Here is a 21,746-nt window from a genome sequence, read left to right on the forward strand (position 1 = left end):
AGACGAGGTTATTGGCATCGATTTTTGACACGCTGTTGAGTTCTCAAGGATCGGACGCGCACCATCAACACTGCGATTTCTCGCGGATGTTTCCGGGGCAACCGTTCTAGGTTATTCGCTTCGCATCTTGGGCGTCAAATCCCCTCCGCCTCGAGAAGAGGCGGTCCAGGACCTCGCGCGCTTGGCGTTCGGCGATGACGAAACTGTAGCACCGTGCCGGCCGAGGACCAAAATCCCGCCCTTCCCCGCGGCCGCCTCCCCCGGTCCGGGACGACCACCAGCGCTCTGACCTGCGGCGATGCCCCAGGAGCACGCCGGACGGCACCGGAGCTGCGCACCCGGGGCACCAGGAACCGCAAGGTCCTCGTGCTCCCCTGCCCGCCTGCTGCACACTGCGATGGTGAACCCGGCCTCGGCTGCGGTCCGGCGCACGTACCTGACCCTGCAGCTGCTCACCACCTTGGCGACGTCCCTCATCTGGGGCGTGAACACCCTGTTCCTGCTCGACGCGGGCCTGAGCAACTTCGAGGCGTTCGCCGCCAACGCGTTCTTCACCGCCGGGATGATGGCGTTCGAGGTCCCGACCGGTGTCGTCGCCGACCTGCGCGGACGCAGGCTCTCCTTCCTGCTCGGGGCGTCGACGCTGTGTGCCATGACGCTGCTGTACGTGTGGATGTGGCACGTGCACGCCGACTTCGTCTGGTGGGCGCTGGTGTCCGTCGGCCTGGGCCTCGGGTTCACCTTCTTCTCCGGAGCCGTGGAGGCGTGGCTGGTCGACGCCCTCACCTCCACTGGCTACGAGGGTGAGCTGGACGCGGTGTTCGGCAACGGCCAGGCCGTTCAGGGGGCGGCCATGCTCGTCGGCTCGGTCGGGGGCGGCCTGCTCGCCCAGGCGGGCAGCCTGGGCCTGCCGTTCGTCGCCCGCGCCGTGCTGCTGGCGCTGACCTTCGTCGTCGCCTGGGTCGCCATGCACGACCTCGGCTTCGAGCCCGAGGTCGGCAAGAGCCCCCGCGCCGAGGTCGGCCGCATCTGGCACGACTCGCTCGAGCAGGGCCTCGGCCAGCGCCCCGTGCGCTGGGTCATGCTCACGTCGCCGTTCATCGGCGGAGTCAACGTCTACGCCTTCTACGCGATGCAGCCCTACCTGCTGCAGCTCTACGGCAGCCGCACGGCATACGGCATCGCGGGACTCGCCGCGGCCATCGTGGCCGGCGCGCAGGTGGTCGGTGGCCTCCTCGGGCCGCGGATGCGGCGACTGGTCCACCGCCGCACGAGCTGGCTCCTGCTGGCGCTGGCGACCAGCACGGTGGCGCTGGCGGCCGTGGGCCTCGTCGACAGCTTCGCGGGGGTGGTCGTCCTGCTCGTCGCGTGGAGCTTCGGGTTCGCGGCTGCCGTGCCGGTGCGGCAGGCGTACCTCAACGGCCTGATCCCGTCGCGGCAGCGCGCGACGGTGCTGTCCTTCGACTCCCTGCTCGGCTCCGCCGGCGGCGTGGTCCTGCAGCCCGGGCTGGGGAGGCTCGCCGACCTGTCGGGCTACGCGCCGACGTTCCTGCTCAGCGCGGCCTTCCAGGCACTCGCCCTCCCGCTGCTCGGCCTGGCCCGCCGCGAGCGCGCCGTCACCGACGTGGTGGTCCGGGAGGCCGAGCCCCACGCCGGCTGAGACGCGGCCTCACAGGAGGTCGAGGGCGTCCTGGAGGTCCTGCGGGTACGGGCTCTCGAAGGAGACGTACGTGCCGGTGCCCGGGTGCTCGAAGCCCAGCCCGACCGCGTGCAGCCACTGCCGCTCCAGACCCAGCCGGCGCGCCAGCGTCGGGTCCGCACCGTAGGGGAGGTCGCCGGCGAGCGGGTGGTGCAGCGCGCTGAAGTGCACCCGGATCTGGTGCGTGCGACCGGTCTCGAGGTGCACGTCCACCAGGCTCGCGGCGCGGAACGCCTCGATCACCTCGTAGTGCGTGACGCTCGGCTTGCCCTTCTCCATGACGGCGAACTTGTAGTCGTAGCTCGGGTGGCGGCCGATGGGCGCGTCGATGGTGCCGACGACGGGGTCGGGCAGGCCCTGCACGAGCGCGTGGTACTTCTTGTCGACCGACCGCGAGCGGAACGCCTGCTTCAGGACGCTGTACGCGTGCTCGGACTTGGCCACGACCATGAGGCCGGACGTGCCGACGTCCAACCGGGAGACGATGCCCTGCCGCTCGCTGGCGCCGCTCGTCGCGATGCGGAAGCCGGCCGCCGCGAGGCCACCGACCACCGTGGGACCTGTCCAACCGACGCTGGGGTGGGCCGCCACCCCCACGGGCTTGTCGACCACGACCAGGTCGTCGTCGTCGTGGACGATGGTCATCCCCGGCACCGGCTCGGCGCGGACCTCGACGCCGGGACCGGTCTGCGGTGACGGCAGGGCCACCTCCAGGAGGTCGCCGGCGCTCACCCGGTCGGACTTGCCTGCGCTGGAGTGGTTCACGTGGACGTGGCCGGCGGTCGCGAGCTCGGCGGCCTTGGTCCTCGAGACACCGAAGAGGCGGGCGAGGGCGGCGTCGACCCGCTCCCCCTCGAGGCCGTCTGGCACGAACAGGGTGCGCGTGTCAGACATGGGTCGCCTCGTGCCCGGCCTCGTGGCGGCCGTGCTCGGCCCGGCTGCCGTCGACGCCGATGCCCCGCAGTGCCAGCAGGCCGATGAGCACCGCGGCGCCGACGATGGCGATGTCGGCGACGTTCCCGATGAACAGCCCGAAGTAGTCGATGAAGTCCACGACGTGGCCGCGCCCGGGCCCCGGCTCACGGACCATCCGGTCGGTGAGGTTGCCGACCGAGCCCCCGAACAGCAGGCCCAGGGCCCACGCCCAGGAGGTGCTGCCGATGCGCCGGGCGGTGCGCACGATGAACGCGAGCACCCCGAACGCGATGAGGGTCAGCACCCACGTCGCGCCGTTGCCGATCGAGAACGCGGCACCGGGGTTGCGGATGAGGTTGAGCCGGATGAAGTCACCGACCAGCGGCACCGGGTCGCCCGGCGTCAGCGCGGCGAGGGCCCAGGCCTTGGTCACCTGGTCGGCGACGTATGCCGTGGCCGCCGCCGCAGCGAGGAGCACGAAGAGCCGCCGCCGGTGCGGCGAGGTGGTGGGGGTGGTGGACGGGGTGTGGTCGTCGGCCGGGATCAGCGGCGCTCCTGCTTCGTCTTGCATGTCACGCATAGGGTCGCACGAGGAGCGGCCTGGAGGCGAAGTTTGCCGATCGGGTTGCCGCAGGACTCACACACGCCGTAGGTGCCGTTGTCGAGCCGCTCGAGCGCGTGGAGGTTCTGCTCCAGCATCTCCCGGGCGTTGTTCGCCAGCGAGATCTCCTGCTCGCGCTCGAAGGTCTTGGCTCCGGCGTCGGCCTGGTCGTCGCCGGCGCCGTCGCCCGCGTCACGCATGAGTCCGACGAGCTCCGCCTCGGCGTCGGTGATCTCGCTGCGCAGCCGCTGCACGTCCGCCTCGATCTCCGAGCGGATCGCCTTCAGCTCCTGCGCCGTCCACGGCGACTCGTCGGCGCGGACGACCAGCGAGGCAGGCGACTTCGCCGCCTTCTTCGCGGGGGCCGCCTTGGTCGCGGGGGCGGTCCTGGTGGCCGGGGCAGCCTTGGTGGCAGCGGTCTTCGTGGCCGGCGCAGCCTTGGTCGGCGTCGTCTTCGCCGGCTGGGCCTTCGTCGCGGCGGCCTTCTTCGTCGTTGCGGCGGCCTTGGTCGCCGAGGCCTTGGTCGCCGCGGCCTTCGCGGGGGCGGCCTTCGCGGCACTCTTCTTCACGGGCGCCGCCTTCGTGGTCGGGGTGGCCTTGGTCGCGGCCTTTGTGGTGGTCGGCGCAGCCTTGGTGGCGGTCGCCTTCGAGGCGGAGGCGGACTTCGTCGCCGCCTTCGAGGCCGAGGCGGACTTGGTCGCCGCCTTCGTGGCCGTCGCCTTCTTTGCCGGCGCCTTCTTTGCCGGTGCCTTCGTGGCTGTCGCCTTCGAGGAGGGGGCGGACTTCGTCGCCGCCTTCGTGGTCTTCGCCTTCGAGGAGGGAGCGGCCTTCGCCACGCGGGCCGTCGTGGAGCTCCGGGACGGGGCTCGGCTGGCCGCCGCCGTCGTGCTGGCTCTCGCCGTGTCAACCATGGTGCCGCGCCCCTCGCTTCCACAGCGCTCGGCGGTCCGAGCGCGGACAGGTGCGGCGAGGATAAGCGCTGCACGCTGCGTACTCAACGGCAAAACGCGTAACTTCCGAAACACGGAGGTCCCCCGGTCCCGCCCGGGCGCTCGGCCCGCGACGACCAGGCCTCGGACGCGACGACGGCGCCCCACCGCCGAAGCGGTGGGGCGCCGTCGTGCTCAGCCTGACCGGGGTCAGCCGTTGCTCTCGGCAGCAGCGTCCGCCGGCTCGACGGCCGTGTCGTCGAGGTCCTTGAGCTGGTCCTCGATGTAGCTCTTCAGGCGGGCGCGGTAGTTGCGCTCGAACGCCCGCAGCTCCTCGATCTTCTTCTCGAGCATCGTGCGCTCACGGCCGAGCTCCTCGAGGATCTGGGCCTTCTTCTGCTGGGCCTCGTGCACCATGCCCGTCGAGCGCTCGCGCGCCTCGGTGATGAGCTGCTCGTGCTTGGACTCGGCCTCGGCGACGAGCTGGTCGTGCCGCGACTGCGCCGTGCTGAGGAGCTCGTCGTGACGGGACTGGCCCTCGGTCACGAGCTCGTCGTGACGGGTCTGCGCCTCGGCGATGAGGCGGTCGCGCGTCTGCTCGCCCTGGCCGACGTGCTCGTCGTGCAGGCGCTGGGCCATCTCGAGCAGCGCGGCGGCGCTGGAGCCGCCACCGACGGCCGCACCGGCCAGCGCGGCGGCGCCGTTGCCCTCACCCTGCTGCACGGGCTGGGGGGCGGGCTGGGCCGCGGCGGCCGCGGCCTGCTCCGCACGGGCCTGGGCCTCCTGGGCGCGGGCCTCGGCCTCCTCGGCACGCTTCTGCGCCTGCTCGGCCTCCTGCTGGGCGGCGGCGAGGCGCTGCTCCGCCTCCTGCGCACGGGCCTCGGCCTCACCGGCCTGGGCCTCGACACCCTGCTGCGCCTTGGCGATCCGCTCCTGGGCCGCCTGCTCGGCCTCCTTGGCGCGGGCCTGGGCGACGCGCTCGGCCTCCTGGGCCTTGGCGTTGGCCTCGGCGACCCGCTCCTGGGCGGCGCGCTCGGCCTCCTCCGCCTGGGCGGTCAGGGCCGCGATGCGCTCCTCCGCCTCACGCCTGGCCTTCGCCTCGGCCTCCTGGGTGGCCTTGGCCTCGGCGTCCCGCTTGGCCTGCGCCTCGGGGTCGGGCTTGGCCACGGCCGGCATGCCCTTGCTCTGGCGGCACTCGTTGAGCTGGTCGCGCAGGTCGTCGCTGTCCTTGACGAGCTTGCGCATCTCGGCCACGACCTCGTCCAGGAAGTCGTCCACCTCGCGCTCGTCGTAACCGCGCCGGAACTGGGTCGGCGTGAAGTTCTTGTTGAGGACGTCCTCAGGACTGAGCGTCATTAGTCACCTCGTTGGGCTGGCATGAGCAGTGCAGGTCAAGCATCGCAGAGTCGGGCAGTGCCGTCAGCCTAGAGGATGGCGTCGTCCCACTGGACCCGCACGCCCCACCCGTCTCCCCCTGCGGACGACACCGGGCGACCGCCGAGACCGGCTACAGGATCCCCATGAGCACGCTCGTCACGAGCATGAGCACGAGGAAGGCCAGGTCGAGGCGCACCGCGCCCAGCGTCAGGGGCGGGATGAGGCGCCGCAGCGCCTTCAGCGGCGGGTCCGTGATGGTGTAGACCGCCTCGGCCACCACGAGCAGCGCGCCGCGGGGCCGCCAGTCGCGGGCGAACGCCTGGACCCAGTCCAGCACCAGCCGCCCGAGGAGGACGACGAAGAAGAGGAAGACCACGAAGCGCACCACGCTGGCGACGGGGTTCGAACCGAGCAGCATGCGCTCACCCTGCCATGCGGGGCTGTCCGGGGCCGGTGGCGGGGGTCAGCTCTGGTTGAACAGGCCGCGCGCGGACGGCGCGGGCACGCCCTCCTCGGCGGAGACCTCGACGTGGGCCGGCGACAGCAGGAAGACCTTGGACGTGACGCGCTCGATCGACCCGTGCAGGCCGAAGACCAGACCGGCGGCGAAGTCGACGAGGCGCTTGGCGTCGGCGTCGTCCATGTCGGAAAGGTTCATGATGACCGGGGTGCCGTCGCGGAAGCTCTCGCCGATGTTCTTGGCCTCGTTGTACGTCCGCGGGTGGATCGTGGTGATGCGGTTGAGGTTCCCGACCTCGACGTCGCGGACGACGCGGGCCACCGGCGTGCGCTGCGGCAGCGGGGTGACGGCGGCGGACCGCTCCTGGGCGGGGGCCTCGTGGCGCTGCTGCTGCTGCGGCTCGTCGTAGTCGTCGTAGTCGTAGCCGTCGTACTGCTCGTCCTCGGCGAGCCCGAGGTACACCATCGTCTTGCGCAGCGCCCCAGCCATTGAGAGCTCCCTTGGTCTTCTTCGTGTGTGCGGTCGTCCGCGACTGAAGTTACCGGTGTGACTGGCGCGATCCGAGGATTGCGGTGCCGACACGCAGGTGTGTCGCCCCGTGGGCGACCGCCTGCTCGAGGTCCCCGCTCATGCCCGCCGAGATCCACGACGCGTCGGGATGGGAGGCGCGTATGCCGTCGGCGACGTCCCGCAGCCGGGCGAAGGCCGGCGCGGGGTCGGCTCCGAGGGGGGCCACGGCCATGACCCCGCGCAGGTCGAGGTGCTCGCTCGCAGCCACCGCGTCCGCGAGGGCGGGCGCCTGCGCCGGTACCACCCCGCCCCGCCCCTCCGCCTCGTCGAGGGCGACCTGGACGAGCACCTCCAGGCGGCGGCCCGCCCGGCCGGCCGCCCGGTCGAGGGCCCCCACGAGCTTGACCCGGTCGAGGGACTGGACGACGTCGGCATACCCGACGACGGAGGAGGCCTTGTTGCTCTGGAGCTGGCCGATGAAGTGGACGCGGAGGTCCGCCCGCCGGGTCACCTCGGCGAACTTGGCCGCCGCCTCCTGGTCGCGGTTCTCCCCCACCGCCCGCACCCCGAGATCGGCGAGCAGGTCGACGTCGCTCGCGGGGAAGAACTTGGTCACCGCGATGAGCGTGACCTCCGCGGGATCGCGACCCGCTGCGGCACAGGCCGCTTCGATGCGCGCATGCACGGCTGCGAGGTTGTGCTCGAGCTCGGCCCGCCGGTCCCCCGGCCAGTCCGGTGACGGCCAGCCCGCACTCACGCGACGTCCAGCGCGACGACGCCGGCGAACCGACCGGTGCGGCCGTCCCGGCGGTAGGAGTAGAGGTCGCGCTCCTCGCGGGCGCAGCCCGGCAGCCACTGCACCGACACGCCACCCGCCCGCAGCTGGGACACGACACCGGCCGCGACGTCGATGGCCGGCGTGCCGGTCCACGAGACGGTCGCCGACTCCGGGGCGACCCGGGCGGACTCGGCGCGCATCTTTTCGGGCACCTCGTAGCAGCGCCCGCAGACGGACGGGCCGACGACGGCGGCGATGTCGCGGGCGCCGAGGTCGCGCATGCGCTCGACGGCGACACCGACGATGCCCGCGGTCATGCCGGGCCGGCCGGCGTGCACCGCGCCCACGACCCCGGCGTCGGGGTCGGCGAGGAGCACGGGCGTGCAGTCGGCGACGAGCACGGCCAGGCCCAGCCCGGGTTCGGCCGTCACGACGCCGTCAGCCGGAGGCGGGCTGCCGGGCGGCCACGGGCCGTCGGCGACCAGGACCTCACGCCCGTGGCACTGGTCCAGGAACAGCAGCCGGTCGCGCGACAGACCCATCGAGGTGGCGACACGCAGCCGGTTCTCCTCCACGGCGGTCGGGTCGTCCCCGACGTGCCCTCCGAGGTTGAGCGACTCGAACTCGCCGGTGCTCGTGCCGCCCAGCCGGTCGGTGACGGCCCACCGGACCCGGCTGCTCTCCTCGCGCCAGTAGAACACGGCCCCAACCTACGACAGGGGGCGCCGGACGATGTCGTCCGGCGCCCCCTGTCGGCGTGGTGCTGACCTCACTTGAGGAAGTCGGGCACGTCCAGGTCGTCGCCCTCGTCGAACGTGACGGTGCGCGGCGGCCGGCCGACCGGCTCGCGCGGCGCGGCGGGCTGCGTCTGGTGCGGCTGCGAGGTCGTCACCGGGTCGTCCTCGCGGGGACGTGCCGGGGCCTGCTGCTGCGCGGGAACCGGCTGCTCAGGGACCGGGCGGGAGACCGGCTGCTGGGGCGGCAGCTGCGTCGGCGCCGGAGCCGCCGGGGCGGCCGCGTGCGAGTTCGGCTGCGCCTGCTGGGCCGGACGGCTGGCGCCCTGGATCTGGCCGATCGCCCGCTCGTTCTCGCGCTTCAGCGGGGCGCCCCCGTCGAAGCCCGCCGCGATGACCGTCACGCGGACCTCGTCGCCGAGGGCGTCGTCGATGACGGCGCCGAAGATGATGTTGGCCTCGGGGTGCGCGGCCTCCTGGACGAGGCGGGCCGCCTCGTTGATCTCGAACAGGCCGAGGTCGCTGCCGCCCTGGATCGACAGCAGGACGCCGTGGGCACCGTCGATGCTGGCCTCGAGCAGGGGGCTGGAGATGGCCAGCTCGGCGGCCTGCACCGCACGGTCGTCGCCGCGCGAGGAGCCGATCCCCATGAGCGCCGAGCCCGCGCCCTGCATGACCGACTTGACGTCCGCGAAGTCGAGGTTGATCAGGCCCGGCGTGGTGATGAGGTCGGTGATGCCCTGGACACCGGAGAGCAGCACCTGGTCGGCGGACCGGAACGCGTCAAGCATCGAGACGGCGCGGTCGCTGATGGACAGCAGCCGGTCGTTCGGGATGACGATGAGGGTGTCGACCTCCTCGCGCAGGTTGCCGATGCCGGACTCGGCCTGGTTGGCCCGGCGGCGGCCCTCGAAGGTGAACGGCCGGGTCACGACACCGATCGTCAGCGCCCCGAGGCCCTTGGCGATCTTCGCGACGACGGGCGCGCCACCGGTGCCCGTGCCACCGCCCTCGCCCGCGGTCACGAAGACCATGTCGGCGCCCTTGAGCACCTCCTCGATCTCCTCGGCGTGGTCCTCGGCCGCCTTCTTGCCGACCTCGGGGTCCGCGCCGGCACCGAGCCCGCGGGTGAGCTCGCGGCCCACGTCGAGCTTGACGTCGGCGTCACTCATCAGCAGCGCCTGGGCGTCGGTGTTGATGGCGATGAACTCCACGCCCTTGAGGCCGACCTCGATCATGCGGTTGATGGCGTTGACGCCACCACCGCCGATGCCGACGACCTTGATGACGGCCAAGTAGTTCTGCGGTGCTGCCACGGCGTGGGCCTCTCCTGGGGGTGCTGCTGGGTGCTGGTGTCTAGACGTGAAGTTGAGAGTTATGCCTGGTGTCCCAACGACTTCCGGTGCCGCCGACGGTATGCGTGGGGGCAATGGCAGGCAACGAGGCCGTCCGCGTGTCGCAGCACGGATTGCCTGCAGGAGGGTGTTTTGCGGACCGGGCCGCGGGCAGTCTGTCACACCCGTCACACCGGACCCACGGGCCCCTTCCGACGCTGGCCGGCCACGGGACGTCCACCGGCCGGCCCAGCGGCGTCGCGGCCCGCGGCCGAGCGCGGGGTCAGCGGGTGACCGGCGTGTTCGGGGCGCTGACGTCGATGACGGAGTGGGGTGTCCTCAGCAGCGCCTCGACGATGGCCAGCTTGCGCTCCGGCTCGGCCACACCACCCCACACGATCGTCGTGCGGCCCACCTTCATCGTCACCAGGTTGGCGCTGCTCACGGTCACCGCCGACACCCGCCGCTGGAGGGAGTCCGGCAACACCCGGACCACGCTGACAGCGGTGGCCAGGGCGTCCTGCGACAGGGCTGCATCGGAGGCCGCGCTCACGACGGGCACGCCCTTCGGGGCGGTGGTCACCTCCGCGTACGCGACCCCCGTCTCGTCCACAACCTTCAGTTGACCTTGAGGGTTCTTGACGACGAGGAAGGGCACGCGCGGGCTGGCGTGGATGACCAGGGTGCTGGGCCACGAGCGCTCGATCGAGACGTCGGCGAGCGTGGCTCGCTCGGCCACCCGGGCTGCGACGCCACGGGTGTCCACCCGCGCCAGCGGCTCCCCCATCGGGACCTTCGCGAGGGCCGTGATCGGCGCGACCTCCGCCTCCGGCACCCCCACGACCTCGACGCTGCGCACCGCCAGCACGGGGCTCCAGGCGACCAGCCACACCAGCAGTGCGACGACGGCGACGGCCCCCGCGGCATACCCCCACAGGCGCAGCGGGCGGCGCCGCGCGAACGTGGCGCGCTGCTGGAACCGGTCGCGCGACGAGGCCAGGCCGCGCGGCGTGCTGCGACCGCTCATCCCTGCGCGAGGACCCGCAGGACCTCGGGGCCGATCATGGTCACGTCGCCGGCGCCCACGGTGAGGACGAGGTCGCCGTCGGCCGCGAGGCCGGCCACCACCTGCGGCACGGCGGTCCACGAGGAGACCACCCGCACGTCCGCCCCGGGCTCGAGGTCGAGCAGGGCGTCGGCCACCAGCTGGGAGGAGACGCCGGGGACCGGGTCCTCGCGCGCGGCGTACACGTCCATGAGGACGACGGCGTCCGCCGGGCGCAGCGCGGCCGCGAACTCGCGGGCGAAGTCGCGGGTCCGGGAGAACAGGTGGGGCTGGAACACGACGACCAGACGGCCCTGCCCGTCGACCAGGTCGCGCCCGGTCGAGACGACCGCTGCCACCTTGCCCGGGTTGTGCGCGTAGTCGTCGACGACCGTCACGCCCGCCGCCGACCCCTTGGGCTCGAACCGCCGGCGGGTGCCGGTGAAGCCGAAGAGCCCGTCGAGCACCCGGGTCGGGTCCTGGCCCAGCCCCTCGACGGCGACGGTGTACGCCGCGGCGGCGTTGAGCAGGTTGTGCCGGCCCGGGATGTTGACCCGCAGCACCCGCGGCTCGCCGTCGGGGCCGGTGAGGGTCGCCCGGGCCATGAGGCCGCGGAACGTCTCCTGCCCCAGGACGACGTCCGCCTGCGGCGACCAGCCGTAGGTCAGGACGCGGGTGCCCGCCGCCCGGGCCTGCTCGGCGAGCCGGCGGGACCCCTCGTCGTCCTCGCACGCCACGAGCAGGCCGCCGGGCAGCACCGACGCAGCGAACTCGGCGTACGCGTCCTGCACGCGCTCGAAGGTGCCGTAGAAGTCGAGGTGGTCCGGCTGCACGTTGGTGACCACGGCGACCTCGGGGCGGTAGACGAGGAACGAGCCGTCGCTCTCGTCGGCCTCGGCGACGAAGACGTCGCCGGTGCCCCAGTGCGCGTTGGTGCCGTGCTTGGCCAGCTCTCCCCCGGCCGCGAACGAGGGGTCGATGCCGCAGTGCTGCAGCGCGACGGTGAGCATGGAGGTCGTGGTCGTCTTGCCGTTGGCCCCCGCCACCGCGACCCGGCGCGAGCCGGCCATCGTCGAGGCCAGCGCCTGCGAGCGGTGCAGCACGCGCAGGCCGCGATCCCGGGCGGCGGCGAGCTCGATGTTGGTCTCGCGGATGGCCGAGGAGATGACCACCGTGTCGACGCCTTCGAGGTGGGCCGGGTCGTGCCCGACGTGCACGTCGGCGCCCTCGGCCGCCAGCGCCGCGAGCACCGGCGACTCCTTGGCGTCGGACCCGCTGACGCGGGTGCCCCGGGCGAGCATCACCCGCGCGACCCCGGACATGCCCGAGCCGCCGATGGCGATGAAGTGGACGGCTCCGAGCTCCTCGAGCGGCGGCACCGGCTCGGTGAAGTCGAAGCGGGCGTTCTGGCCGTTCACTGCCGGCCCTCCAGCGACTCGGCGTACGCGGCCTCGACCATGTCGGCGAGCAGCTCGTCGGCGCCGCGCTCCCCCACCGAGGCGGCAGCAGCGGCCATCGCGTCGACGCGCGCGCGGTCGGTCAGCAGCGGCAGCAGGGCCGAGTCGACCCACTCGGGGGTGGCCTGGGTGTCGTCGACGAGGAGGCCACCACCGGCGGCGACGACGTCGGCGGCGTTGAAGCGCTGCTCGCCGTTGCCGATCGGCAGCGGGACGTAGACGGCAGGCAGCCCCACCGCAGTCAGCTCGCACACGGTGTTGGCACCGGCGCGCGCGACGACGAGGTCGGCCGCGGCATACGCGAGGTCCATGCGGTCGGTGTAGGGGGCCACGACGTACGGCGGTCCCTCGCCCTCCAGGACCGGCGTGAACTCCTTGCCGGCGCCCGTCAGGTGCAGCACCTGCACCCCGGATGCGCGCAGCTGCGCAGCACGGGCCTCGAACGTGGCGTTGAGGCGCTGGGCCCCCAGCGAACCACCGGTGACCAGGAGGGTGGGCCAGTGGTCGTCGAGCCCGAAGTGCGCGAGCCCCTCGGCTCGCGATACCGCCCGGTCGAGGTGGGCGATCTCGGGACGCAGCGGCATGCCGATCGCGGTGGCGTGGGCCAGGCGGGTACTCGGGAAGGTCGTGGCGACGTGGGTCGTCATCCGCGCCCCGACGCGGTTCGCCAGGCCGGGACGGGCGTTCTGCTCGTGCACGACGACCGGCACGTGGCACCGCCGCGCGGCGAGGTATGCCGGTGTCGACACGTAGCCGCCGAAGCCGACGACCACCTGGGCGCCGGTCTCCTCGATGGCGCGCTCGGCGGCGCGAACGGCCCCGCGCAGGTTCGTGGGCAGGCGCAGCAGGTCACCGGAGGGCTTGCGCGGTAGCGGCACCTTCGGGACGGTCAGGAGGCGGTAGCCGCGGTCGGGGACGAGGCGGGACTCCAGCCCGGTCTCGGTGCCGAGCGCGGTGACGGTGAGGTCGGGGTGGCGCCGGCGCAGGCAGTCGGCCAGGGCCAGCAGCGGGGAGACGTGCCCGGCCGTCCCGCCGCCGGCCAGCAGGACGGACGTCGGGGTCGCGGTGGCCATCAGTCCCTCCCCCTCCGCCCGGGCAGGACGGCGATGGTGCGGCGCACCACGGACGGCTTGGCGGACAGGGCTTCGCCGCACCCCGGTTCGGCCCGGGCGAACGACAGCAGGATGCCGAGCGCCACCATGGTCGTCATGAGCGAGGACCCGCCGTAGGAGACGAGCGGGAGCGGCAGCCCGATGACCGGCAGCAGGCCGATCACGGCACCGATGTTGACGAAGGCCTGCACGACGATCCACGCCATGAAGCCGCCCGTCGCGATCTTGACGAACAGGTCGTCGGTGCGCAGCACGATGCGGTAGCAGATCAGCGCGAAGACGCAGAACAGGCCGAGCAGGACGAGGGTGCCCGGGAGGCCGAGCTCCTCGCCGAGGATCGCGAAGATGAAGTCGTTGTGGGCCTCCGGGAGCCACTGCCACTTCTCCCGGCTCGCGCCGAGGCCGACGCCCCACCAGCCACCGTCGGCGAGGGCGTACCGGCCGTGCAGCGGCTGGCGCGCCGCGCCGTAGGGGTCGGTGTCCTTGCCGAGCCAGACGTCGAACCGGCCCAGCCGGTTGGGGCTGGTCACGATGAGGGTGACCGCGGCGGCGGCCATGCCGGCGACGCCCCAGGCGAACAGCTTGCGCGGGACGCCCGCCGTGAACAGCACGGCGCCGATGATGCCGCCCATGACGATGGCGGTGCCGAGGTCACCGCCGCCGAGCACCAGGCCCAGCGTCACGAGCGCGCACGGCACCAGGAAGGGGACGATGACGTTCTTGACCCGGTCCAGCGAGCGTCGCCGCGCGGACAGCAGTGCGGCGCCCACGAGGACGAGGCCGATCTTGGCGAACTCCGAGGGCTGGATCGTGAAGCTGCCGAAGCCGAGCCAGTTGCGGTTGCCGTTCACGGTGACGCCGAGCGGGGTGAAGACGAGGAGCTGGGCCAGCAGCGAGGCGGCCAGGATCGGCAGCGACATCGCCTTCCAGCCACGGACCGGGATGCGGCTGGCGACGAGCATCGCGATCCCGCCGAGGGCGGCGAAGAGCAGCTGCTTGCGGAAGTAGAGGTACGGGGTGCCGTTGTGGGACTCGACGAGCGACTTCACCGACGAGGCCGACAGCACCATGATCAGCCCGATGACGACGAGCACGACCGAGACCGACAGCAGGACGTAGTAGCTGGTGACGGGCGAGTCGAGCCGGCCCAGCCAGCCGCTGAGGCGCTCGTCGCCGGCGCGCGACGCCTTCCGCGCCCCCGGGGACGCGGTGGTGGCACTGCTCACGGCCTACTCTCCTGCGCTGCCGGCACGACGGGCGACCGCCGCTGCGAAGGCATCGCCCCGCGCGCCGTAGTTGGGGAACATGTCCATCGACGCCGCCGCCGGCGCCAGCAGCACGACGTCACCCGGCTCGGCGAGCTCGGCCGCACGCGTCACGACGACGTCCATGACCCCAGTGTCCGTGCTCGGGACGTCCACGACGGGGACATCCGGCGCGTGTCGGGCGAGCGCCTGCGCGATCTGCTCGCGGTCGGCGCCGATGAGCACGACGCCCCGCAGGCGGCTCGCGGCGTCCTTGACGAGGTCGTCGACGTCGGCGCCCTTGAGCAGGCCCCCCGCCACCCAGACGACCTTCTCGAACGAGTGCAGTGACGCAGCGGCCGCGTGCGGGTTCGTGGCCTTGGAGTCGTCGACGAAGCGGACCCCGTCGACCTCCCCGACCTGGGCGATGCGGTGGGGCTCGGGCCGGAACGCCCGCAGGCCGTCGCGCACCGCGACCGGGGGCACGCCGTAGGCACGGGCGAGCGCTGCGGCGGCGAGGGCGTTCGCGACGTTGTGCGTGGCCAGGACGGCGGAGGACCCCTGCACGTCGGCCAGCGTCGCGAGCTCGGCCGCGGACGTGCGGCGCTCCTCGACGAAGGCGCGGTCGGCGAGGACGTCGTCGACGAGGCCCACCATCGACAGCCCGGGCGTGCCCAGGGTGAAGCCGATGGCCCGGCAGCCCTCCTGCACCTCGGCGTCCATGACGAGCTGCTCGGTCACCGGGTCCTGCACGTTGTAGACGCAGGCGACCTTGGTGTTCGCGTAGACCTTGCCCTTGGCCAGCCGGTAGGCCTCCATCGAGCCGTGCCAGTCGAGGTGGTCGGGCGCGAGGTTGAGGCAGGCGGAGGCGTGCGGGGCCAGCGAGTCCGACCAGTGCAGCTGGAAGCTGGAGAGCTCGACGGCGATGACGTCGTACGGCTCGGGGTGCAGCACGGCCTCGAGGATCGGGGTGCCCACGTTGCCGGCCGCGGTGGCGCGCAGCCCGGCCGCGCGCAGCATCGAGGCGAGCATCTCGACCGTGGTCGTCTTGCCGTTGGTGCCCGTGACGGTGAGCCACGGGGCCGGCCCGACGGCCTGGCGCATGCGCCAGGCGAGCTCGACCTCGCCCCAGACCGGCACGCCTCGGGCGGCGGCCTCGGCGAGCAGGGGTTGGTCCGGCCGCCACCCCGGGGAGGTGACGACAAGGTCGGCGTCCCAGCCCTGCGGCATACCGGCCACGTGCTCGGGGCCCAGGCGGACGTCGACGCCCAGGATGTCGAGGATCCGCGCCCGCTCGCCCAGCGCGGTGTTGACGGCGGGGTCCCCGCCGTCCACGCCGACGACGACGGCTCCGCGCTCGTGCAGGGCGTCCGCGGCGGCGAAGCCGCTCACGCCGAGCCCGGCGACGAGGACGCGCAGCCCGCTCCAGTCGGCGGAGGCGTTGGTGAGGCCGTCGAGGCGGCCCCCGACCGGTGCACCGCTCACTGGGCGCCCACCACCCACTCGGCGTAGAACAGCCCGAGGCCGAGCGCCACGAACAGTCCTGCGACGATCCAGAACCGGATGACGATGGTGACCTCGTTCCAGCCCAGCAGCTCGAAGTGGTGCTGCAACGGCGCCATCCGGAACACCCGCTTGCCGGTGAGCTTGAACGAGCCGACCTGGATGATCACCGACAGCGTGATCGCGACGAACAGGCCGCCCAGGATGATGATGAGCAGCTCGGTGCGGGTGGTGATCGCGAGCCCGGCCAGCGCACCACCGAGGGCGAGCGAGCCGGTGTCACCCATGAAGATCTTGGCCGGCGAGGCGTTCCACCACAGGAAGCCGAAGCACGCACCCATGCAGGCAGCCGCCACCACCGCCAGGTCGCGGCTGTCGCGCACCTCGTAGCACTTCAGGCCCGGGGTGATCTGGCAGTTCTGGTTGCCCTGCCAGATGCCGATGAGGACGTAGGCCGCGAACACCATCACCGAGGCGCCGGTCGCGAGGCCGTCGAGGCCGTCGGTGAGGTTCACGCCGTTGGACGTGCCGGCGATCATGAGGTTGGCCCAGATGACGAACAGGACCAGCCCGATGAGCGGCCCGGCGAAGGCCAGGTTGAAGGGCGTGTCGCGGACGAAGGAGATCTGGGTCGAGGCCGGCGTGCGCCAGTGGCTGTTGGGGAACTGCAGCGCCAGCACGGCGAAGACGACGGCGACCAGCGTCTGGCCCGCGAGCTTCTCCCCGGAGCGCAGGCCGAGGCTGCGCTGCTTGGAGATCTTGATGTAGTCGTCGAGGAAGCCGACCAGCCCCAGCCCCGCCATGAGGAACAGCACGAGGACGCCGCTCCAGGTGAGCGGCGTCATGGTGACGAGGTGGGCGAGGGCGTATGCCCCGAGGCTCGAGCCGATGATGACGGCACCACCCATGGTGGGTGTGCCGCGCTTGGTGTGGTGCGAGGTCGGGCCGTCGTCGCGGATGAACTGCCCGTAGCCCTGGCGCACCAGGAACTTGATGAACAACGGGGTCCCCAGCAGGGCACCCACGAGGGAGATGACGGCTGCCGCCAGCACCGCCTTCACGTCGCGTCCTCCTCGGTGCCGCCGGCTCCGGCCGTGGGTCCGGCGTCGCCGGCCACCTTGTCCCCGAGCCACCGTAGCCCGGCGTCGCGGCTGGACTTGAACAACACGACGTCTCCCGGGGCGAGTGTCTCGGCAAGCAGATCGTAGGCGGCGTCGGCATCGGGGACCCACACGGCCTCCTGGCCCCACGAGCCCTCGTGCTGGGCGCCGGTGGCCATGGGCCGGGCGGTCTCGCCGACGACGACGAGGCGGCTGATGTTGAGGCGGACGGCGAGCCGCCCGATGGCGTCGTGCTCGGTGGTCGACTCCTCGCCGAGCTCGAGCATCGAGCCGAGGACGGCCCAGGTGCGCCGCGGGGTGCCGTCGTCGGCGCGGCTCATCGCCACGAGGGCCTTGAGCGCGGCCCGCATCGACTCGGGGTTGGCGTTGTAGGCGTCGTTGACGACCGTGACGCCGTCGGGGCGTTCGGTGACCTCCATCCGCCACCGCGAGGCGGCCGTGGCCGTGGCCAGCGCCCTCACCGTCGAGTCGAGGTCGAGGCCGCAGGCCAGGGCCGCGGCGACCGCCGAGAGGGCGTTGGCGACGTGGTGCTCGCCGTGCAGCTGCAGGGTGACGTCGGCCGTCCCCTGCGGCGTCGTGAGCCGGAACGACGGGCGTCCCTGGGCGTCGAGGGTGACGTCGTCGGCGCGGACCTCGGCGTCGGCGGCGGTGCCGACCAGCACGACCCGGGCCTGCGTCTTGGCTGCCATCGCGCGCACCGCGGTGTCGTCGGCGTTGAGGACGGCCACGCCGTCGGTGGGCAGGGCCTCGACGAGCTCGGCCTTGGCGACGGCGATCGCCTCGCGGGAGCCGAACTCGCCCACGTGGGCGGACCCGACGTTGAGCTCGAGCCCGATCCGGGGCGGCGCGATGGTCGTGAGGTAGCGGATGTGGCCCCTCCCGCGCGCGCCCATCTCGGCGACGAGGTAGCGCGTGTCGGGCGTGACGCGGAAGACGGTGAGGGGCACCCCCACCTCGGAGTTGAGCGAGCCCACCGGAGCGACGGTGGGCGCGGCCTGCGACAGGACGTGGGCCAGCAGGTCCTTGGTCGAGGTCTTGCCGGACGACCCGGTGATGCCGATGACGGTCAGGTCCGGGTGCCGGTCGACGACCGCTCGCGCCAGGGTGGCGAGGCCGTCCTGGATGTCGTCGACGACGACGCAGGGCAGGTCCTCGACCGGGCGCGTGGTCATCGCCGCCACCGCCCCCAGCTCCTTGGCGGGGGCGACGAAGGCGTGGCCGTCGGCGTGCTCGCCGACCCGGGCGACGTAGAGCCCTCCCGGGCCCGCCTCCCTGGAGTCGGTGACGACGGGCCCGTCGACCACGAGGGCGGCGGCCGCGGCGGCGTCGATGCCGTGGAGCCTGCCGCCGGTGATCTCGGCGACCTCGGCGAGGGTCATGGGGATCACGCGGTCTCCCCCGCCCGGGTCAGCTCGTCGAGGGCGGCACGCGCCACGTCCCTGTCGTCGAAGGGGTGCACCGTCCCAGCGACCTCCTGTCCCGTCTCGTGTCCCTTGCCGACCACCGCCACCACGCTGCCCGGCCCCGCGTCGCGGCCTGCGCGCACCGCCCGCCGGATCGCCTCGGCCCGGCCGGCCACGTCGTGCAGCTCGGCCGGGGTCCCTGCCGCCTGTGCGCCCTCGAGGACGGCGCGGCGGATCTCGGCCGGGTCCTCCGAGCGCGGGTTGTCGTCGGTGACCAGGACGATGTCCGCCCCCTCGGCGGCGGCCCGGCCCATCGCCTCGCGCTTGCCCCGGTCGCGGTCTCCCCCGGCCCCGAGCACGACCACCAGCGCACCCCGGGTGGAGGCGCGCAGGGCCGCCAGCGCCGCCGCGACGGCGTCCGGGGTGTGCGCGTAGTCGACCACCACGAGCGGCAGCCCGGCGTCCGAGGTTCCAGGGCCGGCGCCGGTCGGGGTGACCGGCTCCATGCGGCCCGGCACGTGCGGGTCCTGCGCCATGGCCTCCTCGACCTGCGCCACGGACGTGCCACGCAGGACCAGGGCCAGGGCGGCCATCGCGGTGTTGACACGGTTGAAGTCGCCGGGCAGCGCCGAGCGCAGCCGCAGGGTGGTGGTGCCGTCGCCGAGCTCGAACCGGGCGGCGTCGCCGGGCTCGACCGTGAGCCGCCAGTCGGCCTCGACGTCGGGCAGCGAGGTCAGGGTCGTCACGGGCACGCCGGCGGTCGCCGCCAGCTCGCGGCCCCACTCGTCGTCGACGCAGACCAGCCCGCGGCGAGCCCGCTCAGGCGTGAAGAGCGAGGCCTTCGCGAGGAAGTAGTCGCGCATCGTCGGGTGGAAGTCGAGGTGGTCCTGCGACAGGTTCGTGAAGAGGGCGAGGTCGTAGACGACGCCGTCCACGCGGTGCTGGGCCAGCGCGTGGCTCGAGACCTCCATGACACAGTCGTCCAGCTCGCGCTCGGCCATGACCGCGAGCAGGGCGTGGAGCACCGGGGCCTCGGGGGTCGTGCGCACCGAGCGGATGCGCTCGTCGCCGATCCGCGTCTCGACGGTGCCGATGAGCCCGGTGCGCCTGCCGAGGGCGCGCAGCGCCGAGCTGAGGAGGTATGCCGTCGTGGTCTTGCCGTTGGTCCCCGTGATGCCGTACATGGTCAGGGGCAGCTCGGTGGTGCCGAAGACCCGCGAGGCGACGGCCCCGACGACCGAGCGCGGCTGCTCCACGACGACGCGGGGCAGCGGGACTCCGGCGTCGTCGAGGACCTGCGCGCCCGCCCGGTCCGTGAGGACCGCCACGGCCCCCAGCTCGGCCGCGCCCGTGGCATACGACGCACCGTGGGCCGTCGCACCCGGGAGGGCGGCGTAGAGGTCGCCCTCGCACACCTCGCGCGAGTCGAGGGTCACCCCCGTGACAGGGGTGTCGGCGCCCACGAGGGTGCCGCCGACGAGGGTCGCCAGCGTCGACAGCGGGGTCGCGTGCGGGGACGCCGGGCGGGGGAAAGACACGGAGAGCGAGCCTACCGTCAGGGGCCGGAGCCAGAGGAGCCGTGGTCGCGGATGACGGTGGGGTCGCTGGGCGACGGGGTCTCCTTGGGCCGGATGACCGCGACCGGGGACTTGGTGCCGGTCGGGGGGATCTGCAGCTCCTGCAGCGCGTACGTCATGACGTCGTGGAAGACCGGGCCGGCCACGGCACCGCCGAAGTAGCCCTTGATGGGGCGCTGGAGCGTCACCGCCACGACGATCTGCGGGTCGTCGGCCGGGGCGAACCCGATGAAGCTCGCCGTCTTGCCCGAGTAGCCGCCGGTGCGGGAGTCGTAGCGGTCGGCGGTGCCCGTCTTGCCGGCGACGCGGTACCCGTCGATCTTGGCCTCGGGCGCCGTCCCCTCCTTGCCGACGACGCCCTCGAGCATGTCGCGCACCTGCTTGGCGACCTTGGGCGAGACCACCGTCACGGGGTCGGGACGGGCCGCCGGGGTGAAGCCGCCGTGCCCGTCGCTGACGCCGGCCACGATGCGCGGCGGGATCCGCACGCCGTCGTTCGCGATCGTCTGGAAGACGCCCGCCGCCTGGAGGGCGTTGACGGCCAGGCCCTGCCCGAACAGCACGGTGTAACGCTGCGATCCGCTCCAGTCCTTGTAGTTGGTGAGCAGGCCCGGGCCCTCGCCGGGGAAGTCCATGCCCGACGTGGCGCCAAGTCCGAACTTGCGGAAGTAGCTGTAGGTCTTGGCCGCCCCGACCTTCTCGGTCGCCAGGATGGTGCCGATGTTGCTCGACTGGGCCAGCACCCCGGCGAAGGTGAGGTACTCGGTCGGGTGGTCGTGGCTGTCCTTGAACCGCGTCCCGGCGCGCGGGAGGCGGTTGGGGACCTCGACGACGGTCGACGGGGTGACCACGCCCTCCTGCAGGGCGGCGGCAGCGGCCATGACCTTGCCGGTCGACCCCGGCTCGTACACCTCGCTCCACGCCTTGTTGGTCCAGTTGTCGCTGGACTGGCCGGGCTGGTTCGGGTCGAACGTGGGGTAGGACGCCACGGCCAGCAGCTCGCCGGTCTTCGCGTTCTCGACGACGACCGTGCCCGACAGCGCCTTGGTCTCCTGGACCTTCTGCGCCACCGTGTTCTGGGCGTACCACTGCAGGTCCGAGTCGATGGTGAGCCGGACGTCCCTGCCCGGGACCGCCGGGATCGTCTCCTGCCGCGCGTTCGGGATCGGCCGGCCGTCCTGGCTCTGCTCGAAGATCGTCTTGCCGGCCTTGCCCTTGAGCTCCTTGTCCATGAGCACCTCGAGGCCGCCACCAGCGGTGCCGTCGGCGCGCACGAAGCCGACGAGCGAGGCCGCGGCGGTCGAGGTCGGGTAGTTCCGCTCGCTGGTGGGCTCGGAGTAGATGCCGTTGACGCCGAGCTCGGAGATCCTGCGCCAGTTCAGCGGGGTGACGTTCTTCTGCAGGACGCGGTACCGCGCGTCACCGGTGAGCATCTTCGTCAGCTCGGGGACGGCGATGCCCAGCAGCGGCGAGAGGTCCTGCGCGGCACCGGCGACGCCGACCTTGGTGCGCACCCCGCCGACCGACTTCGTGTACTGCGGGACGGCCGTCTGGTCGACCGTCACGGTGCGCCGCTCGATGCTGGAGGCGAGGACGGTGCCGTTGCGGTCGAGGATCGAGCCGCGCATGGCCGGGTAGACGATCGTGCCCATCCGCTTGGACTCGGCGGTCTGGGAGACGCCGGCTGCGTCGAAGCCCTGCAGCCGCAGCAGCTGGGCGCCGAAGATGCTGAAGACGAACAGCACGGCCACCGTCATCGTGCGCATGCGCCGACGCGGGTTGCCGCCACCGAGCCGCACCGGCTTGGCGGCGGGACGCCGGGGTGGAGGTCCCCCGCTCCCCCGGCCCGGGCCGGGACGCGCCGGACGGGTCGGGCGCTCCGGCTGCTGGCCCCGCGCCTGCGGCCCGCGCGGTCGGGCCGCGGACGCCTTGGGGTGCTGGGCGCCG

General features: G+C 72.9%; 19 protein-coding genes. 1 reads left to right on the forward strand and 18 read right to left on the reverse strand.

Annotated elements, in window-relative coordinates; genetic code table 11:
• Window positions 1–400 precede the first annotated feature (400 nt).
• Window positions 401–1,660 carry an MFS transporter gene (locus RKE38_RS11570; RefSeq protein ID WP_316007643.1) on the forward strand — a complete coding sequence of 420 codons (1,260 nt, stop codon included), beginning with the start codon at window positions 401–403 and terminating at the stop codon, window positions 1,658–1,660.
• A 9-nt stretch (window positions 1,661–1,669) separates the two neighbouring features.
• Here RKE38_RS11570 and RKE38_RS11575 read toward each other — a convergent pair whose 3' ends face one another.
• The 18 genes from RKE38_RS11575 to RKE38_RS11660 all read right to left on the reverse strand — a co-directional run bounded on the left by RKE38_RS11575 (window position 1,670) and on the right by RKE38_RS11660 (window position 21,565).
• The gene (locus RKE38_RS11575; RefSeq protein ID WP_316007644.1) at window positions 1,670–2,593 is read right to left on the reverse strand and encodes an RluA family pseudouridine synthase; all 924 of its coding nucleotides are present in this window, start codon (window positions 2,591–2,593) and stop codon (window positions 1,670–1,672) included.
• The gene (gene lspA, locus RKE38_RS11580; RefSeq protein ID WP_316007645.1) at window positions 2,586–3,185 is read right to left on the reverse strand and encodes a signal peptidase II; all 600 of its coding nucleotides are present in this window, start codon (window positions 3,183–3,185) and stop codon (window positions 2,586–2,588) included. The genes RKE38_RS11575 and lspA overlap by 8 nt, the downstream gene beginning before the upstream one ends.
• Window positions 3,158–4,051, reverse strand: a complete 894-nt coding sequence (locus RKE38_RS11585; RefSeq protein ID WP_316007646.1) for a TraR/DksA family transcriptional regulator — start codon at window positions 4,049–4,051, stop codon at window positions 3,158–3,160. The genes lspA and RKE38_RS11585 overlap by 28 nt, the downstream gene beginning before the upstream one ends.
• A 303-nt stretch (window positions 4,052–4,354) precedes the next feature.
• Entirely contained in the window at window positions 4,355–5,500 is a 1,146-nt protein-coding gene (locus RKE38_RS11590; protein WP_316007647.1) for a DivIVA domain-containing protein, read from the reverse strand.
• Between the two features lie 151 nt (window positions 5,501–5,651).
• Window positions 5,652–5,939 carry a YggT family protein gene (locus RKE38_RS11595; RefSeq protein WP_310157766.1) on the reverse strand — a complete coding sequence of 96 codons (288 nt, stop codon included), beginning with the start codon at window positions 5,937–5,939 and terminating at the stop codon, window positions 5,652–5,654.
• 45 nt (window positions 5,940–5,984) lie between these two features.
• Complete coding sequence (locus RKE38_RS11600) at window positions 5,985–6,470, reverse strand: cell division protein SepF (protein ID WP_310157764.1); 486 nt, start codon at window positions 6,468–6,470, stop codon at window positions 5,985–5,987.
• Window positions 6,471–6,519: 49 nt separating this feature from the next.
• A complete protein-coding gene (locus tag RKE38_RS11605; RefSeq protein ID WP_316007648.1) occupies window positions 6,520–7,248 on the reverse strand; it encodes a YggS family pyridoxal phosphate-dependent enzyme in 729 nt (242 codons plus the stop codon).
• Window positions 7,245–7,970: a peptidoglycan editing factor PgeF gene (gene pgeF, locus RKE38_RS11610; protein ID WP_316007649.1), complete on the reverse strand. Its 726-nt coding sequence runs from the start codon at window positions 7,968–7,970 to the stop codon at window positions 7,245–7,247. The genes RKE38_RS11605 and pgeF overlap by 4 nt, the downstream gene beginning before the upstream one ends.
• 68 nt (window positions 7,971–8,038) lie before the next feature.
• Window positions 8,039–9,319 (reverse strand): cell division protein FtsZ, encoded by a 1,281-nt coding sequence (ftsZ, locus tag RKE38_RS11615; RefSeq protein ID WP_316007650.1) that lies wholly within the window; start codon window positions 9,317–9,319, stop codon window positions 8,039–8,041.
• 301 nt (window positions 9,320–9,620) lie between these two features.
• Window positions 9,621–10,364: a cell division protein FtsQ/DivIB gene (locus tag RKE38_RS11620; RefSeq protein ID WP_316007651.1), complete on the reverse strand. Its 744-nt coding sequence runs from the start codon at window positions 10,362–10,364 to the stop codon at window positions 9,621–9,623.
• A complete protein-coding gene (gene murC, locus RKE38_RS11625) occupies window positions 10,361–11,800 on the reverse strand; it encodes a UDP-N-acetylmuramate--L-alanine ligase (protein WP_316007652.1) in 1,440 nt (479 codons plus the stop codon). The genes RKE38_RS11620 and murC overlap by 4 nt, the downstream gene beginning before the upstream one ends.
• A complete protein-coding gene (gene murG, locus RKE38_RS11630) occupies window positions 11,797–12,912 on the reverse strand; it encodes an undecaprenyldiphospho-muramoylpentapeptide beta-N-acetylglucosaminyltransferase (RefSeq protein ID WP_316007653.1) in 1,116 nt (371 codons plus the stop codon). The genes murC and murG overlap by 4 nt, the downstream gene beginning before the upstream one ends.
• A complete protein-coding gene (gene ftsW / locus RKE38_RS11635; protein ID WP_316007654.1) occupies window positions 12,912–14,177 on the reverse strand; it encodes a putative lipid II flippase FtsW in 1,266 nt (421 codons plus the stop codon). The genes murG and ftsW overlap by 1 nt, the downstream gene beginning before the upstream one ends.
• A gap of 3 nt (window positions 14,178–14,180) precedes the next feature.
• The gene (gene murD / locus RKE38_RS11640) at window positions 14,181–15,680 is read right to left on the reverse strand and encodes a UDP-N-acetylmuramoyl-L-alanine--D-glutamate ligase (RefSeq protein WP_316007655.1); all 1,500 of its coding nucleotides are present in this window, start codon (window positions 15,678–15,680) and stop codon (window positions 14,181–14,183) included.
• Complete coding sequence (gene mraY, locus RKE38_RS11645; protein WP_316007656.1) at window positions 15,677–16,759, reverse strand: phospho-N-acetylmuramoyl-pentapeptide-transferase; 1,083 nt, start codon at window positions 16,757–16,759, stop codon at window positions 15,677–15,679. The genes murD and mraY overlap by 4 nt, the downstream gene beginning before the upstream one ends.
• Window positions 16,756–18,198: a UDP-N-acetylmuramoyl-tripeptide--D-alanyl-D-alanine ligase gene (gene murF / locus RKE38_RS11650; protein ID WP_410055462.1), complete on the reverse strand. Its 1,443-nt coding sequence runs from the start codon at window positions 18,196–18,198 to the stop codon at window positions 16,756–16,758. Before murF ends, mraY begins: the two co-directional genes overlap by 4 nt.
• A gap of 5 nt (window positions 18,199–18,203) precedes the next feature.
• The gene (locus tag RKE38_RS11655) at window positions 18,204–19,760 is read right to left on the reverse strand and encodes a UDP-N-acetylmuramoyl-L-alanyl-D-glutamate--2,6-diaminopimelate ligase (protein ID WP_316007658.1); all 1,557 of its coding nucleotides are present in this window, start codon (window positions 19,758–19,760) and stop codon (window positions 18,204–18,206) included.
• A gap of 17 nt (window positions 19,761–19,777) precedes the next feature.
• Window positions 19,778–21,565: a penicillin-binding protein 2 gene (locus tag RKE38_RS11660; RefSeq protein WP_316007659.1), complete on the reverse strand. Its 1,788-nt coding sequence runs from the start codon at window positions 21,563–21,565 to the stop codon at window positions 19,778–19,780.
• Window positions 21,566–21,746 lie beyond the last annotated feature (181 nt).

The organism is Phycicoccus sp. M110.8, from assembly GCF_032464895.1.
In the GTDB taxonomy this organism is placed as follows: domain Bacteria; phylum Actinomycetota; class Actinomycetes; order Actinomycetales; family Dermatophilaceae; genus Pedococcus.